General features: G+C 55.8%; 13 protein-coding genes. 12 read left to right on the forward strand and 1 reads right to left on the reverse strand.

Translation table 11 applies throughout. The annotated features are described in order from the left end of the window. Window positions 1–334: 334 nt before the first annotated feature. Genes PSR63_RS09055 through PSR63_RS09065 form a run of 3 tightly spaced genes read left to right on the forward strand, consistent with a single transcriptional unit; the run spans window position 335 to window position 3065 of the window. Window positions 335–2329: a tetratricopeptide repeat protein gene (locus tag PSR63_RS09055; RefSeq protein ID WP_274332586.1), complete on the forward strand. Its 1995-nt coding sequence runs from the start codon at window positions 335–337 to the stop codon at window positions 2327–2329. Window positions 2330–2377: 48 nt separating this feature from the next. Beyond that, on the forward strand, window positions 2378–2788 hold the full coding sequence (locus PSR63_RS09060; RefSeq protein WP_274332588.1) for a hypothetical protein: 411 nt from the start codon (window positions 2378–2380) through the stop codon (window positions 2786–2788). Window positions 2789–2843: 55 nt separating this feature from the next. Then, window positions 2844–3065, forward strand: coding sequence for an H-X9-DG-CTERM domain-containing protein (locus PSR63_RS09065; RefSeq protein WP_338000682.1), 222 nt, complete (start codon window positions 2844–2846; stop codon window positions 3063–3065). Between the two features lie 75 nt (window positions 3066–3140). Here PSR63_RS09065 and PSR63_RS09070 read toward each other — a convergent pair whose 3' ends face one another. Next, window positions 3141–3569: a hypothetical protein gene (locus PSR63_RS09070; RefSeq protein ID WP_274332590.1), complete on the reverse strand. Its 429-nt coding sequence runs from the start codon at window positions 3567–3569 to the stop codon at window positions 3141–3143. A gap of 201 nt (window positions 3570–3770) precedes the next feature. Here PSR63_RS09070 and PSR63_RS09075 point away from each other — a divergent pair, with 201 nt between their 5' ends. From PSR63_RS09075 to glgA, 9 genes are all read left to right on the forward strand, one after another. Continuing rightward, window positions 3771–4460, forward strand: coding sequence for a hypothetical protein (locus tag PSR63_RS09075; RefSeq protein ID WP_274332591.1), 690 nt, complete (start codon window positions 3771–3773; stop codon window positions 4458–4460). A gap of 102 nt (window positions 4461–4562) precedes the next feature. Further along, window positions 4563–6890 carry a VIT domain-containing protein gene (locus PSR63_RS09080; protein WP_274332592.1) on the forward strand — a complete coding sequence of 776 codons (2328 nt, stop codon included), beginning with the start codon at window positions 4563–4565 and terminating at the stop codon, window positions 6888–6890. Between the two features lie 373 nt (window positions 6891–7263). Beyond that, the gene (gene pgsB, locus PSR63_RS09085) at window positions 7264–8457 is read left to right on the forward strand and encodes a poly-gamma-glutamate synthase PgsB (RefSeq protein WP_274332594.1); all 1194 of its coding nucleotides are present in this window, start codon (window positions 7264–7266) and stop codon (window positions 8455–8457) included. Further along, complete coding sequence (gene pgsC, locus PSR63_RS09090; RefSeq protein ID WP_274332595.1) at window positions 8454–8945, forward strand: poly-gamma-glutamate biosynthesis protein PgsC; 492 nt, start codon at window positions 8454–8456, stop codon at window positions 8943–8945. The genes pgsB and pgsC overlap by 4 nt, the downstream gene beginning before the upstream one ends. After that, on the forward strand, window positions 8942–10084 hold the full coding sequence (pgsW, locus tag PSR63_RS09095; RefSeq protein WP_274332597.1) for a poly-gamma-glutamate system protein: 1143 nt from the start codon (window positions 8942–8944) through the stop codon (window positions 10082–10084). Before pgsC ends, pgsW begins: the two co-directional genes overlap by 4 nt. 94 nt (window positions 10085–10178) lie before the next feature. Next, window positions 10179–10835 (forward strand): DUF6580 family putative transport protein, encoded by a 657-nt coding sequence (locus PSR63_RS09100; RefSeq protein WP_274332599.1) that lies wholly within the window; start codon window positions 10179–10181, stop codon window positions 10833–10835. Between the two features lie 100 nt (window positions 10836–10935). Continuing rightward, window positions 10936–12312 carry a TrkH family potassium uptake protein gene (locus tag PSR63_RS09105; protein WP_274332600.1) on the forward strand — a complete coding sequence of 459 codons (1377 nt, stop codon included), beginning with the start codon at window positions 10936–10938 and terminating at the stop codon, window positions 12310–12312. A gap of 5 nt (window positions 12313–12317) precedes the next feature. Further along, on the forward strand, window positions 12318–12983 hold the full coding sequence (locus PSR63_RS09110) for a potassium channel family protein (RefSeq protein WP_274332601.1): 666 nt from the start codon (window positions 12318–12320) through the stop codon (window positions 12981–12983). A gap of 408 nt (window positions 12984–13391) precedes the next feature. Next, window positions 13392–14873 (forward strand): glycogen synthase GlgA, encoded by a 1482-nt coding sequence (gene glgA, locus PSR63_RS09115; protein ID WP_274332603.1) that lies wholly within the window; start codon window positions 13392–13394, stop codon window positions 14871–14873. Window positions 14874–14888: the final 15 nt, after the last annotated feature.

Below are 14888 nucleotides of genomic sequence, written 5' to 3' on the forward strand. Positions count from 1 at the left end.
TGTCGGCTCAGTGGAAACTGGAGGTAATCAGCCGCGCAGGTATTCGTTGCCATGTCCAAAATCTTGCCTGTTGAAGGGAGCATTAAGGACAGACACACGCGAGCAAAAGTTCTGATAGACAACGGCCTATAAAGACAGGTTTCGATGAAATCATATCGACTGAGATCGCGGGAAGCGAACGAGCCCGTCTCGCCCATTGGCTGAAGCGTGAATTATCTTGCAGGGTTTTACTTGCAATTGACATCCAGACCCCCTACCCTGGGATGCTCACACCCTCCTCTCTCATGCATGTTCACTCGAATTATCAGCCGCTATCAAACCGTTCTGGATAAACATGCGACTTGCTGCCATTCAACGTCTTTTCGGAATTGCCATTCTAAGCTTCAGCGTCACCCAACCCGCCTGGGGCGCTAACTGTGAACCAACCGACACCGAGAATCGGAAATCGATCGAAGAGTTAGTTGGCCCACTCAAAGAGAAGCCGCGCGAGAAAACGCCTGAAGAAGACAAAGCTGAACAAGAGCAACGTCTGGCTGAGCGTCGAGCGAAGAAAGTACGCGAGATGCGCCAGGCCGAAATCGATCGACTAACGGCCAAGTTACAGACGGCGCTCGACGACCCGAATCTATGGCTTTCTCGAGCCAGAATCCGAGCAGAGATTGATTTACGAGAGGGAGCGATCAGCGATCTGACCCAGTTCATGAAACTGAAAGGGAAATCGGCTGAACTACTCGCGGAACGTGGCAAGCTGTATTACAGCTTGCATCAGTTTGAAGCGGCGGAAGCGGACTTGAACGAGGCCGTACAACTGGAGCCCGACAATCCTGAAATCTTGTTCGCTCGCGGCAAACTATTCATCGAACAGTGGAAGACTGTCGAGGCGTACGGTGACTTCTCGAAGGTCATCGAAATGGAACCGCGCCACAAGCTGGCCCGCTACAACCGAGCCTATTTGCTGATGAATGTAAAATCGACCTACGGAAACAATCGCCAAGCCGCCGAGGACTTGGAAATCGTGGTCGACCTTGATCCCGATTGGCTCTTGGCTCGTTATCACTTTGTGCGAGTACTGCGTGCGTTGGGCCGTTACGAGGAGGTCGTCCGCCATTCAACCTTCGTTATCTGGCACGACCCCGATTCTGAGTGCATGTATCTGTATCGCGGTTCAGCCTATCGAAATCTCGACAAGTTTGACCTGGCCCTCCGCGACGCAACCAAGTACCTGGAATTCAATCCCCGAGATAAGTCGCGAATCCTGACCAGGGCGCTACTCTACTCGCGGATGGAAGAGCACGAAAAAGCGATCGAGGACTGGAACGTCTACCTGGAAATCATTCCTGACAACGCGGTCGGATACTACCAACTGGCCAAATCATACAAGGCCCTCAAACGTTATGAAGATGCGCTCGCGGCCCATGATAAATTGGTTGAGCTCGAGCCGGACGAATCCGACTGGCAACTTAGTCGCGCTAGGCTGAAAGCCGACATAGGCGACTTTCAAGGAGCCATCACCGACGTGACCACCTCGATCGACATGGGCGCCACCAACTACCATGATCGAGCCAATATCTATCGAGATATGGGAGAACACGCCAAAGCCTGGGCGGATGATGCCTACCAGCCGATCGCAGTAAAAGCGTTTGTCGGTAGGTCCGACGAGTACGAGCAGGAGTTGGCCGAAGAAGAAAAGGAACTCGTCGCGCACGTCAATCAGCACATCGACGCACTCAAAGGTGGCAAGCAATTGCATCGACAAAAGTCGTTCCAGCCACACCGCAAGCATCCATCCTGGGGGCGGCTATGGCTTCAGGGTCTGACCACGGTGATTTCCAGCGATGACGTCGAGCAACAGAAGCTCGGCCTGCAAGGCTTTCGCAAGCTGGTCGAAAACATCGAGGCCTTTCCGATCTCGCCGGAAGACACCCAGGCCGCGGTCGATGCCCTCACCAAGTTCGCTGCCGGCAATCACCCCGAGCCGCAAAAGAGAGAGGCCCGCATTCTGGCCAAGGACTTAAACGTTCTGCAAATTGCCAACGACCCCAAAACAGAAGCCTGGCAACCAGGCAGCCTGCACTACACACAACTCACCATCGAGAAGGACGAAGAGGGCCGTCCTGGTGAGTTCAAGGACATCGGCCTGGAGTGGCTCGAATCGAAGAATGGCTACACCGTGAATCGCTTTCGCGAAATCCGCCACACGCCAGAGTTCATCGAGTTGTTCTGCCTGAAGCGAGCCCTGTGGGTCCGATTGGAAGCCGACGAGGCCTACTGGTCGTTCAATCGCGAGAATTGGCAATTGATTGGCAAGGGAACGATCACGCGACGGTAAGTCGAAAGCTCTTGGGTTCACCTACCAAAAAACGGAAAGCACTACCGCGTGAAATTCTCGATCTCAGGCACCGCCTCCAACGGGCTGCCGATCAGCCGACTCGTGGAACTTCCCGATGAAGCGGCAGTCCAGGCCTACGCCGACGAGCACCAGATTACCTTGACCCGCGTTCGACCGCTGACTGCCAAACAATCGCTGGTTCACCAGGTTCCGACGGCCGCTCCAGTAGAGACAGCTGCGGCAAGAGAACAGCGTAGAAAACGAGCGCTCGCCTGCTTCTTCGGCGGGTGGCTTTGCCTGGTGGGCGGATCGGCCTGCCTGTTTGCTCCCCAGCCCTATCTGGGCATCCTCCAATTCTTTCCACTCGCGCTCTTTCTCTTCTTCCTCGGAGCGATTTACTATCCGTGGAGTGGCCCGCTGCCAGAAGCGGAAGACGAAGAACGGCAGCCGACACCATAAGCACACTTCGCCATCGAATCAACGAAGCACCGATCGTTAGGCCAATGCGAATTAACTGACCTGCCCCGACTCCGACACCGTCCAGCTCTGGTCGCGGCAAGAGTCGATCTCCAGCGCCCACAAAGGAGGCGTCAACGCCTGCATGGCCGATGCCTCGGTCCAGTTCAGCTCCGAAACGGTCGAATGGGCCTACGGCGGCGACGGCGACACGGTCAAGAACACCGTGATGGAACGCCTGGCCGCAATCAACGATGGCCAGCCGGTAGGTGAGTACTAATCTGGGTGTACCGCCGTATCGTCAAGAAGGCCTAACGCTTCGGGGCCTTCTTGGCGGAGGCGGTAGCTGCAGAGATCAACCATTCATCACGAACGTATAGATGAGCCCGGTGACCCATGTCAGTCGCCGTCCGAACACAATAAAACTTCCACCAACGGCCGCCAGGAGAAGGCATGTTGCAGACATCACATCGAAACAGAGTTCTAGCGAGCCCAGGCCACTCAGTAAGAATATCACAGCGAGTACTAACCCCACGACACCGCCAAACGCCGCTCCGATCAGCGCGCCAACCGTTCGATAGCAAACGTGATAAATCAACGGTTCCATCTCCTGGCCGCCATTCTTATCAAGCCATTCAAACGTATCGATTACAGCTACGAACGATCCCACGAAGCAGAGGAGTCCGATCCCAATCAGCTCCATGTGCGGATACAGAAAGAACGTGATCAAGCACCCGGCTTGAAGCAAGAGAACGTCGGTGATTGAGATCTGTCTGGCGTTCACAGAATCTTACTCCGTTATCCAAGAGTTGCTCGCGAGGGGATCAATTTCATTCTCCGATCCTGTTATGGTGTTCGATTCACCTACTAATTCCTTGGTGTAGCGGTGGCCCTACCGCTCAACTCACCTACCCTCAATTGCCGATATCCCGTAAAAGAAACGCTTTTCCTCGACCAACTCCACAAACCACCCCAGCTTCCACGGATGGAAACCTCACTTCACAAAGCTCTGAAAGCCCATTACGCCGGGAAGAAGGCCGAGACGGAAGTTCGGCTGGGGCGGTATATCATCGATGCCGTTTCTCGCGGGCAGTTGATTGAGGTGCAGTGGTCGGGGCTGGCCGCGATTCGGGATAAGATTCGGACCCTGTGCGACGATCACAAGGTGCGGGTCGTGAAGCCAATTGTGGCTCGGAAGAAGGTCGTTCGCCGCGATAAAAAAGGGGGCGAGATCGTTTCGGCTCGCTACAGCCCCAAGCGGTGCGACCTGTACAGCGTGTTTGAGGAACTGGTCCACTTCACCAATGTCTTCCCGCACGAGAACCTCACGCTCGAGATTCCGCTGGTCGAGATCGAAGAGATCCGCTACCCCGGGCACGGCAAGCGGCGGCGAAAGCGCGAGAACGATTTCGTCGTGGAAGATCAGATGCTGACCGAGATCGTCTCGGCCCATCGCTTCAAAAAAGCGTCGGACCTGGCAAAGCTGCTGCCGGCCGGTCTACCCAAGCAGTTTCATACCGGCGACGTCGCGGAAGGGCTGCAGCGACCACGCTGGATCGCTCAGAAGATGCTCTATACGCTGCGAAAGACCGGCGCTTTGGGTGTGGTCGGCAAGGAAGGCAACGCGATTTTGTATCAGAAGCAGACGCGCCGGGCCCGCAAAAAAGCCGCCTAGAGCCGCTCTCAGAATTCCTGGCAGTTCTTTAAAACCGGACGCCTGGGAGATTCGTCTCACTGAAGAACAGGCTATGTACTTCTTCGCTTGGGAGACTCCCCCATGACCCGGACAGCACTTCTCGCAACTTCTTTTCTGACAGCACTTTGTCTCGCATTTTCGGCCAGCGTGGCAACGGCCCAGGGGGTGATCGTGATCCATCACCCGCACCCGCATCCCCTGCCCCGACCGATTCCACGGCCCCGACCGGCCCCTCAGCCGGAGCTTTCGTACAAGATCTCGAAGCTGGAGGTGAACGCGAACATCAAAGACCAAGTCGCGCAAGCACAAGTAGCCCAAGAGTTTACCAATACCGGCAGCCGCCAGATGGAGGTCTCATTCCTCTTTCCGCTGCCCTACGACGGGGCGATCGACAGCCTGACGCTGATGGTTGACGGCAAGGAATACCCAGCCAAGCTGCTGCCGAAGGATAAAGCCCGAGCGGTTTACGAATCGATCGTACGCTCGAACAAGGACCCGGCTCTGCTGGAATGGACCGGCACCGGCATGTTCCAGACAAGCGTCTTCCCGGTTCCCGCCGGGGCGAGCCGCGAGGTGAACATCACCTATTCGCAGCTGCTGAAGAAGGATGGCCGGCTGACCGACTTCCTCTTCCCGCTGTCGACGGCCAAGTACACCGACAAGCCCGTCGAGAAGGTCAAGGTTCGCCTGGCGATTGAAGCAAGCCAAAAGCTGAAGAGCATCTACAGCCCCACGCACGAGGTCGACATTAGCCGCAACGGCAACAAGCGAGCCGTCGTCAAGTTCGAGAAAGAGAACTACATCCCCAGCAACGACTTCCGCCTGTTCTTCGAGAGCAACAACCAGAAGCTTTCGGCCAGCGTGCTCAGCTACCGGCCCAGCAAGCATGAAGAAGGCTTCTTCCTGATGCTCGCATCGCCACCTCCGCGTGACGAGAAGGCCGAGGCAGTGAAGAAGACCGTCCTGTTCGTCGTCGATCGCTCTGGCAGTATGAGCGGCGAGAAGATGGACCAGGCTCGCGAAGCCGCCAAGTACGTGCTGAATCATCTGAACGAGAAAGACCTGTTCAACATCATCGCCTACGACAGCGATGTCGAAAGCTTCCGACCTGAACTTCAGAGCGCCGACAAGAAGAGCGTCACCGAGGCGATTGGCTTTGTCGATGGACTGTACGCCGGCGGAAGTACCAACATCAACGGCGCGCTCACGTCGGCCATGAAAATGGTGCAGGACGACGATCGCCCCTGCTACATCTTGTTCCTTTCCGACGGTCGCCCAACGCACGGCGAAACGAACGAGATGAAGATCGTCGAGAACGCCAAGAGCAACAACACCTACGATGCCCGGATGATCAACTTCGGAGTTGGCTTCGATGTGAACAGCCGCCTGATGGATCGACTGTCACGTGAGATCAAGGGACAAAGCCAGTACGTTCGTCCTGATGAAGACCTGGAAGAACACGTGGCTCGCCTGTACCGCAAGATCAACGCCCCGGTCATGACCAACGTGAAGATCAAGTTCGACCTGGAAGATGGCGGACAGAACTTCGTCAATCGATTGCTGCCTAAAGAAGTGGTCGACTTGTTTGACGGAGAACAGTTAGTCCAGGTGGGACGGTACAAGAAGGCAGGCAAAGCCAAAATTACGATCACCGGCACGGTGAATGGCGAAAAGGAAAAGTTCGACTTCGGTGCTGACTTTGTCAAAGAGAGCAACGATCAGTCGAACGCGTTTGTTGAGAAGTTGTGGGCCATTCGCCGCATCGGTGAGATCATCGATCAAATGGACCTGCACGGCAAGAACGACGAGTTGATGACTGAACTGGTAAAGCTTTCCACCGATCACGGCATTTTGACGCCGTACACCAGCTTCCTGGCCGACGAGAACCAATCGGTTCGAGAACTGGCCGACGCTCGCTTCGGTGGCAGCATGAGCCTGAGTCGCTTGCGAGCCGAAACCGAGAAGCTGGCCGAAACGTCAGGCCGATCAGCGTTCCTGCAACGTGGCTTCAAGCAGCGATATCAGAACGCCCAGAATGCACCAGCGGCTGAGTCTGCTCCGGCAGCGAAGGCCGGGGCTGATCGAGCCAGTGGGGTCAGTGGCATGGCAGCCGGTGGCTTTGGAATCGCCGTTGAGGATACGGAAACGGATGAGGTCAGGGTGGTCGAGTCGGTTCGCAACGTCGGCAACAAAACCCTCTTCTTCCGCGACAATATGTGGATCGACGAAGAGTCGGCCGAAAAGCTGATCAAGAACAAGACCGAGATCGTCGAAATCGAGCGATTCAGCAAGGAGTACTTCGAGCTGGTCGCCAAGAACTCCAAGGAGGAAAACCAGGTGCTATCACAGCAGCGAGCCGACGAGACACTGATGGTCTGGCTGCGTGGCAAGAACTACCTGATCAAGTAACTCCTTGTTAACAAACTCAGGAAAGTAGAGTGAGAGCCCCAGTTGGTGAACCGACTGGGGCTCTTTTCGTAGGAAGCTTTCCTGCGGATTGCACATTGTTCGTTATTTTTTGTTCCCAAGAGATTTCCTCCAGTTGACGCCTACAAAAAACGATACATACTTCCGAAATCGACAGCGGACCGTATTTCTAAGAGGGCCTCTTCCCTCCCCAAAATCGGTCTGGCTCAGACGCGTTTCAGGCGGAACGGGTCGATCGTTCTCGCGGTGATTTCCAGCACGCACCAGTGCTTAGTGGTAGGTCGGTCCTCGGGATGACCCTTGCCACGAACCGTGACTCTCCGAGGACCTTTAGGCGCTTCCGGCGCCTAGGCCCATGGCAACGATTGTTCTATTGATCACCACCGGTCTATTGATCGGGTACGGGATCTGGGAGCTGTACCGGCATCGGCTGCAACTCGCCAAAATTCCCATCCGCGTGCATGTAAACGGCACCCGCGGCAAATCGAGTGTGGCTCGGCTGATCGCGGCCGGCCTGCGTGCTTCCGGCATGCGAACGTGCTGCAAAACAACCGGTACGCTTCCCCGGATGATTGTTCCCAGCGGAACCGAGTACCCGGTCTTTCGCCCGTCGAAGGCGAACGTGATCGAACAGGTCCGCATTGTCGACATGGCCGTCGAGTTTGAAGCGGAAGCGCTGGTCATCGAGTGCATGGCCCTACGTCCGAACTTGCAGTGGCTGTGCGAAAATAAACTGGTTCGCGCCACGCACGGCGTGATTACCAATGCCCGCGAAGATCACCTCGACGTGATGGGTCCGACCGAAAAGGACGTGGCCTGGGCGCTGGCTGGCATGGTGCCGGTGAAATCCAAACTGTTCACTGCCGAGCGCGACCATCTGGATGTTTTCGAGCATGCCAGCAATGACCGCTCAACCCAGCTGATCGCCATCACCGAAGAAGACGTCGAGCAGATCACACCGCTCGACCTGGCTGGCTTTATGTACGTGGAACATGCCGAGAACGTGGCGTTGGCCTTACGTGTATGTGCCGACCTGGGCGTCGATCGCGCCACGGCACTGCGGGGCATGTGGGAAGCTAAACCCGACCCAGGTGCGATGACCGCTCACGAGATGGATTTCTTTGGCCGCAACATTCACTTCGTTAACGGTTTCGCCGCCAACGATCCGGAATCGACCGAACGCATTTGGAAGATGGCCCTGGAAAGATATCCAGAAGTGGAACGCCGCGTGATGGTGGTCAACTGTCGGCAAGACCGGCCTGACCGCTCGCAGCAGTTGGGTCAGTCGGTCACCAATTGGCCGCCGGCGGACTACTACGTGCTGATCGGCACCGGCACCTACATCTTCGCCAAGACCGCCACGGAAGCAGGTATCGATCCGCTGAAGCTGGTGTTCGCCGAAGACCTGCCGGCGCCTGACATCTTTGAGACCCTCTTGGAGTACTCAGGCAAAACCTCGCTGATCATGGGGATCGCAAATATTGGTGGCGTCGGCCTCGACGTCGTTCGCTACTTCGCAAATCGCAGTACACAGAAGACTTTTAAATGACGGGAATTATTACAGTTGCCATTGGGGTTGGCCTGGCAGTCAGCCTCATATTTTCCGAACTCTTCGGACTGGCCGCCGGCGGTATGGTGGTGCCAGGTTACTTTGCGTTGTTCTTGGATCAGCCGATCAACATCAGCATGACGGTCGTGGCCTCGCTGCTGACGTTCTTTCTGATTCACCTACTTTCCAACATCGTCATCGTGTACGGCAAACGCCGCACTGTGCTGATGATTCTGGCTGGTTTTCTCGTGCGTTCGCTGTTCGATGCCTTGCCGGTTTGGGCGCTCGCTCCACTGCAATCGCTGCAACTCCAGCAGCCGCTGGAAACGGCCGAGCCTGTCCAGGTAATCGGTTACATCATTCCCGGTTTGATCGCCATCTGGCTCGATCGCCAAGGGGTAGTGGAAACGCTGAGCGCTCTGTTTATCGCCTCGACCGCGATTCGTCTGATCCTTATTCTCGCTTTCGGTACGGAACTCCATCTGTGAAGAAGATTTATTGGCGTCCTAAAACAGTTTCACGCACGGCTCTCACGCTGATCGCCTCGGTCGCCGTGGCCGGGCTGGCAATCGTCGAGAATGTGCGTGTCGAGCGGAAGACTCGCTACTTCGAAGAAAAGCTGGCGGCTACCGAACTGGCGGCCCGCGGCATGGAACAGCTGTACCTGACCCGCGTCGAACTAGGTTACGCGATCGATCCTACGCTCGATCCCGGACGCAGTGGTATGGTCGGTCTGACCAATTCGCCGGTGACCAGCATGGTTGGTGACTTACCATCAAAGCTGGCGTCGGCCAACCCGAACTTCGCAGCGATCTTTGTCGACATGCTCAAAGAGACTGGCGTCCAAGACGGAGACGTCGTCGCGGTGGGCATCAGCGGTTCGTTCCCTGCATTGAACCTCTGCATGTTTTCGGCCTTGGAAACACTAGGCGCCAAACCGATCGTGATCGCTTCAGGCAGCAGTTCGCAGTGGGGTGCCAACATTCCGGAACTGCTGTGGATCGACATGGAACGGATCCTCTACGACGAAGGGATCATTAAGACCCGCAGCATTGCGGCGTCGCTGGGTGGCGACAACGACCGAGGTCTCGGCTTGCCGGATAACGGCATTGAGATCATCCGCAAGTCGATCGAGCGGAACAATCTGCCGCTGATCGAGAAACGTGTGAAAGACAGCGCGGACGAGCGAATGAAGATTTATCGCCAGAATGCGGCCCAGAAACCGATCAAGTGCTACATCAACATTGGCGGCGGGGTCGTGTCGACCGGACGAGCGTTGGGGAAAGAATCGTTCAAGACCGGTGTCAATCTGCTGCCGCCACCGAACATCGACCAGATCGACGGCGGCGCCCCGCGATTCATCAAGGAAGGGATTCCGGTGATCCACATCGTGAACGCCGCGATGATTGCCGAGCAAAACGGTTTGCCCGTGCCTCCTACCACCTATCCGGAGATCGGCGAAGGGCCGGTCTTTATCGTGAACGACTATAACCGTGTTCTGACGGCGATCTTGCTGGTGCTGATCGTCGGCGGTCTGTACGGTTTCATTCGCTCCGACATTGGCTTCCGGCTCTTGCGGGTGGCTTCGCCGAAGAAGACCAGTGGCCCGCCAGAGCCAATGGTATAAACCAATAAGCGCAGCGAGGTTGACGCTGAAGGGGGTTGTTGCCGATACTTAGGGAATTCAAGTTTCCCTAAGTTGATAACCAAAGAGTCGCGGCATGTCCCAGGCCTCTGAATCTCCTGCGAAGCAAACCCACCATCTACGCACCTGGTTGGTGGTGGGTGCCTGCTTGATCTACTGTGTCCTGCTTCGGGTGCTTCCCTACGTGCTGACGGCTATGGGAGCCCAGCACGACTGGTTTTCGCAAAACTTCCCCTGGTCGCTGACACCGATTCTGGCGGTCGGCATGTTCGCTGGGGCAATGTTCACTAATCGTTATGCTGCCGCTGGCCTGCTGCTTGCCGCACTGATCGTTAGCGATCTCGGCATCTGGCTGGCTTCCGGTCACATCGAATGGGCGTTCTACCCAGGCACTCCCTTCAACTATCTCTGCCTTCTCGCGACGATCTTGCTGGGTTACGTGCTGAGGAACGATCGCAGTTGGATCAAGCCGATCGGCATGGGTGTATTGGCCAGCGTGGCTTATTTTATCGTTTCCAATTTCGGAAGCTGGTTGACACTCCAAGAGTACACTAAAGACGTCAGCGGCCTGATTCAATGCTATGTGAGTGCGTTGCCGTTCTATCGAAACCTTCTGGCCGGAACGTGCCTGGGTAGCGTTGTTCTATTTTGCCCACTGCTGCTCAACGCCCTCGCACCGATCCAAGAGCCAAGCAGCCAACTCGACCAGTCGGGCTCTTCTACCGCCAGGTAGATGTAGCCAGGCAAGTTGACGATTGGTGGGCGTTGCTTCATAAAGAGAACGCCCCTTTCCGCTTTGTCGCGCTGAACTGTACCTCCGAAGCACTGGTACCATGGCTCAACTGACCGGCTCGATCGTCAAATACCCAGCGCGAAATCTGGTCGTATGGTACGTGGGGTTGATCGCGGCAGGAACGATCGTGCTGACGCTATCCGTCTCGCGTGGATCGGGCGCCGAAAGTATCAGCTTGATCGACGCCTTCTTCACGGCGACCAGTGCCAGTTGTGTAACCGGACTGGCAGTTCGCTCGACCCCGCACGACTTCAGCTTCATCGGGCAACTAGCCATTCTCTTTTTGATCCAGATCGGCGGGATCGGGATCATGACGATCACCACGTTCACGATGTTCAACCTGGGAAATAAGCCCAGCCTACGTGCCCGAGCGATCCTGACGGAAACGCTTGGAGCCGGTGACAACGCTGACCTGAGATGGATTCTTCAGCACGTCTTGGTCGTCACGGCGGTAAGCGAAGGGATCGGCTTTGTCATCTTGCTGGCGCGGAACCTGTTTATCTACGAGCCTGGCAAAGCTGCCTGGCATGCGTTGTTTCATTCCGTGTCGGCGTTCTGCAACGCGGGCTTTGCACTGCATGACGACAGCCTGACGAGCTTTCAAGGCGACGTCATCGTCAACGTGACCATTTCGGCGCTGATTATCGTGGGTGGCATTGGTTTTCCAGTCTTGTTGGATCTCAACAAAAACTGGCGGAAAGGGCCGATTGAGGGATGGATCAACCTACACATCCACTCGAAGTTCATGCTCTTCGGTACCGCGTTCTTCCTGCTAGCCGGCTTTCTCGGCTTTCTGTTATTGGAGTGGGACGGCGTCCTCAACGAGATGCCACTGTGGAAGAAGGTGTTGGTCTCAGGCTTCCATTCGGTTACATGCCGAACGGCTGGCTTCAATACAATTGACCTTTCTGCGCTGACCAACGCGACACTCTTTATCTCGATGATGCTGATGCTGATTGGCGCCGGTTCCTGTTCAACCGGAGGTGGTTTCAAGGTCTCGACCGTGATGGTAATGGCCCTGCATGCCTGGAAGACCTTTCATGGTGCCACGCGTCTCAACTTTGCCCGTCGCACAATACCTGGCGATGTGATTCAAGCCGCAACCGCGACTGCGTTGTTGTTCTCGGTTGTGGCGATCGGGGCGCTGACCATGCTGTTGGTGATCCAGCAGTCCAGTGCGCCCCATCCCAAGAGTCAGGGCCTGTTTCTGGATGCGGCCTTTGAAGTCGTATCCGCTCTAGGAACCGTTGGCTTGTCGACCGGATTTACTGGAACGCTTTCCAACAGTGGCAAGCTGATCATCATCGCGTTGATGTTCCTGGGACGCATCGGGCCGATCTCCGTGTTCGCAGCTCTATCGCTGACCGAGCGGAAAACGCCGGTCGAATACCCGAAAGAAGAACCTTTGATAGGATAAGCCGAATGGCACCTGTAAAGCACTTTTATGTCTTGGGTCTCGGCTCGTTTGGTGGAGCACTGGCTCGGCAGTTGAATAAGAACGGCTGCCGCGTAACAGGTATCGATAGCGACCGTGAGCACGTCGAAGACATCAAAGACGAGCTCTACGAAGCGATCATCGCTGACGCGACCGATTTTGATACCCTTCAGCATCTCAACTTCAAGGATGCCAACGGCGTGTTCATCAGCATGGGCGAAGACATCAGCCCATCGCTACTGGCAACGCTGCACGTCAAGGAACTGGGTGCCAAGCGGATCATCGTCAAAGGGGTCAGCCGCGATCACGGCAAGCTGCTGAAGAGCCTGGGCGTCGAGCGGGTAATCTTCCCCGAAGCGGAAATCGCGGTCACACTTGCCGACCGCGTGACCTGGCCCAACATCATCGACTTTCTGCCCATCGATCCTGAGTACAGCTTCATGGAAGTGGCGGTCCCCGACGACATGGTCGGCAAGTCGCTGATGCAGCTGAACCTTCGCCAGCAATTCGGCGTTTGGGTCGTGGGCATCAAGGACTCGATGACCGGCAAGCTCGAGATGTTTCCGGACGGTGCCTACTCGCTGGGTTGCGATCAGCTGATCCTTGTGGTCGGTAAACAATCTTCGCTCGAGCAGCTGCGCAATAAAACATAGCTCGCTCATAGCAATCTGCGACAATTTGGCAAATTGCTGCCCTTGATTCTGCCACTTAAAATGGAGTAGTCGAATCGCACGTAAGTAGTGCAATCACAACTACTAAACGTATATCTTTTTATGGACATTCGCTGGCCTTCCCCCCACTCGAATGGCCGAATCAGATGGCATTCGATTTCGTTCCCAAATTTTTTTTATTGACAGATCACCCAATTGTGGGAAAGCAAATTCCCGCAATGCGACTTAATAATGGAGCGTGCGCCCCAATCACCAAGAGGGCCTAATCGCCATAATCAACGAAAACCGCCTTTTTTCACAAGCCTATCCCTTTGGCTGTTTTCGTGTGTTATTATTTGACGCAACCTCGCTGTTTACCGGAAGATAGCCACGCATCGGAGCCGAGCCCCCTTGAACGTTCTTTTTGCCAGTAGCGAGGTCTATCCATTCGCCAAGACCGGGGGACTGGCGGACGTAGGCGGTGCATTGCCAATCGCATTGCAAGGCATGGTCGACAACGTCACCGTGATCTTGCCCGCATTTCGGCATATCTATAAGTCCGGGCTACCCATTGAAGAGTTGCCGATCTACTTCGACGTCCCTGTCGGAGGTCAAATCGCCTCGGGCCAGCTCCTGAAATCGCATTTGCCCAATTCAGATGTTCCGATCTACTTTGTCAAGAATGAAGAGTATTTCGATCGGCCTGAATTGTATCGCGAAGCGGGAACAGACTACCAAGACAACTGCGAACGATTCGTCTTCTTCTGCCGCAGCGTGCTCGAAGCGATTCGCTTGCTCGATCTGAAGATCGACCTGATTCACTGCAACGACTGGCAAACCGGTCTCATCCCGGCCTACTTGAATATCGAGTACCGGGCTACGCATGGCTACGAAGACATCGCCAGTGTGCTGACCATTCACAACATGGCCTACCAGGGTAATTTCTGGCACTGGGACATGCTGCTGACCGGGCTCGATTGGAAGTACTTCAACATGCATCAGATGGAGTTCTTCGGCCATCTGAACTTCCTGAAGACGGGGATCGTCTTCGCCGACGCGATCACCACGGTCAGCCCACGTTACGCGGAAGAAATTCAATCGCAGCCAATGGGCTGTGGCCTGGAAGGTGCCCTGCGAGAACGCCGATCGGTGCTCGAGGGGATCGTCAACGGGGTCGATTACACCCGCTGGAATCCAGCCACCGACACTGACATCGCCACACAGTATGACCTGCAGAACTGGCAGAAGAATAAGCCGCTTTGCAAAGAAGAACTGCAGAAAGAGTTCCACCTGCCGACCAATCCTAAAGTGCCGGTCATCGGCATGGTGGGTCGTATGGCCGATCAAAAAGGCTTTGACCTGGTCGCCAAGGTGATTCGTGATCGTGCCAAGAATTGCGATTGCCAGTGGGTGATCCTGGGAACCGGCGAACCGCATCACGAAGCGACGCTGAAAGAGCTGAGTGCTCTGTACCCGAACAAGATCGGCGTGAAAGTCGAGTTTTGTGAAGGGAAAGCTCGTCGCGTGGAAGCCGGAGCGGACATGTTCCTCATGCCGAGCTTGTACGAACCATGCGGACTCAACCAGCTTTACAGCCTGAAATACGGTACCGTTCCAGTCGTCCGTGAAACAGGCGGTCTGGCCGACACGATTACCAACATGTCGCCGGCCACGCTCGAATCAGGCACGGCCAATGGCTTCAGTTTCCGGGAGTACACGGCCGAGGCATTACAGGATATCCTGGAAATCGCCATCACCACGTACCGAGAACAACCTGATACTTGGAAGCAGATTGTCGAGACCGGCATGGCACAAGACTGGTCTTGGGATCGCAGCGCCCAGCAGTACATTGAACTCTATCAGAAAACGCTCGACGCACGCCGCAGTAGCTAACGCAGGTCCCCGCCG

The organism is Bremerella sp. P1, assembly GCF_028748185.1.
In the GTDB taxonomy this organism is placed as follows: Bacteria; Planctomycetota; Planctomycetia; order Pirellulales; family Pirellulaceae; genus Bremerella.

Excerpts from the sequence above, each read along its gene's own strand:
- PSR63_RS09055 (WP_274332586.1), top strand. The coding sequence starts at position 335 with ATGCGACTTGCTGCCATTCAACGTCTTTTCGGAATTGCCATTCTAAGC.
- PSR63_RS09075 (WP_274332591.1), top strand. The coding sequence starts at position 3,771 with ATGGAAACCTCACTTCACAAAGCTCTGAAAGCCCATTACGCCGGGAAG.
- PSR63_RS09080 (WP_274332592.1), top strand. The coding sequence starts at position 4,563 with ATGACCCGGACAGCACTTCTCGCAACTTCTTTTCTGACAGCACTTTGT.
- pgsB (WP_274332594.1), top strand. The coding sequence starts at position 7,264 with ATGGCAACGATTGTTCTATTGATCACCACCGGTCTATTGATCGGGTAC.
- pgsC (WP_274332595.1), top strand. The coding sequence starts at position 8,454 with ATGACGGGAATTATTACAGTTGCCATTGGGGTTGGCCTGGCAGTCAGC.
- PSR63_RS09100 (WP_274332599.1), top strand. The coding sequence starts at position 10,179 with ATGTCCCAGGCCTCTGAATCTCCTGCGAAGCAAACCCACCATCTACGC.
- PSR63_RS09105 (WP_274332600.1), top strand. The coding sequence starts at position 10,936 with ATGGCTCAACTGACCGGCTCGATCGTCAAATACCCAGCGCGAAATCTG.
- PSR63_RS09110 (WP_274332601.1), top strand. The coding sequence starts at position 12,318 with ATGGCACCTGTAAAGCACTTTTATGTCTTGGGTCTCGGCTCGTTTGGT.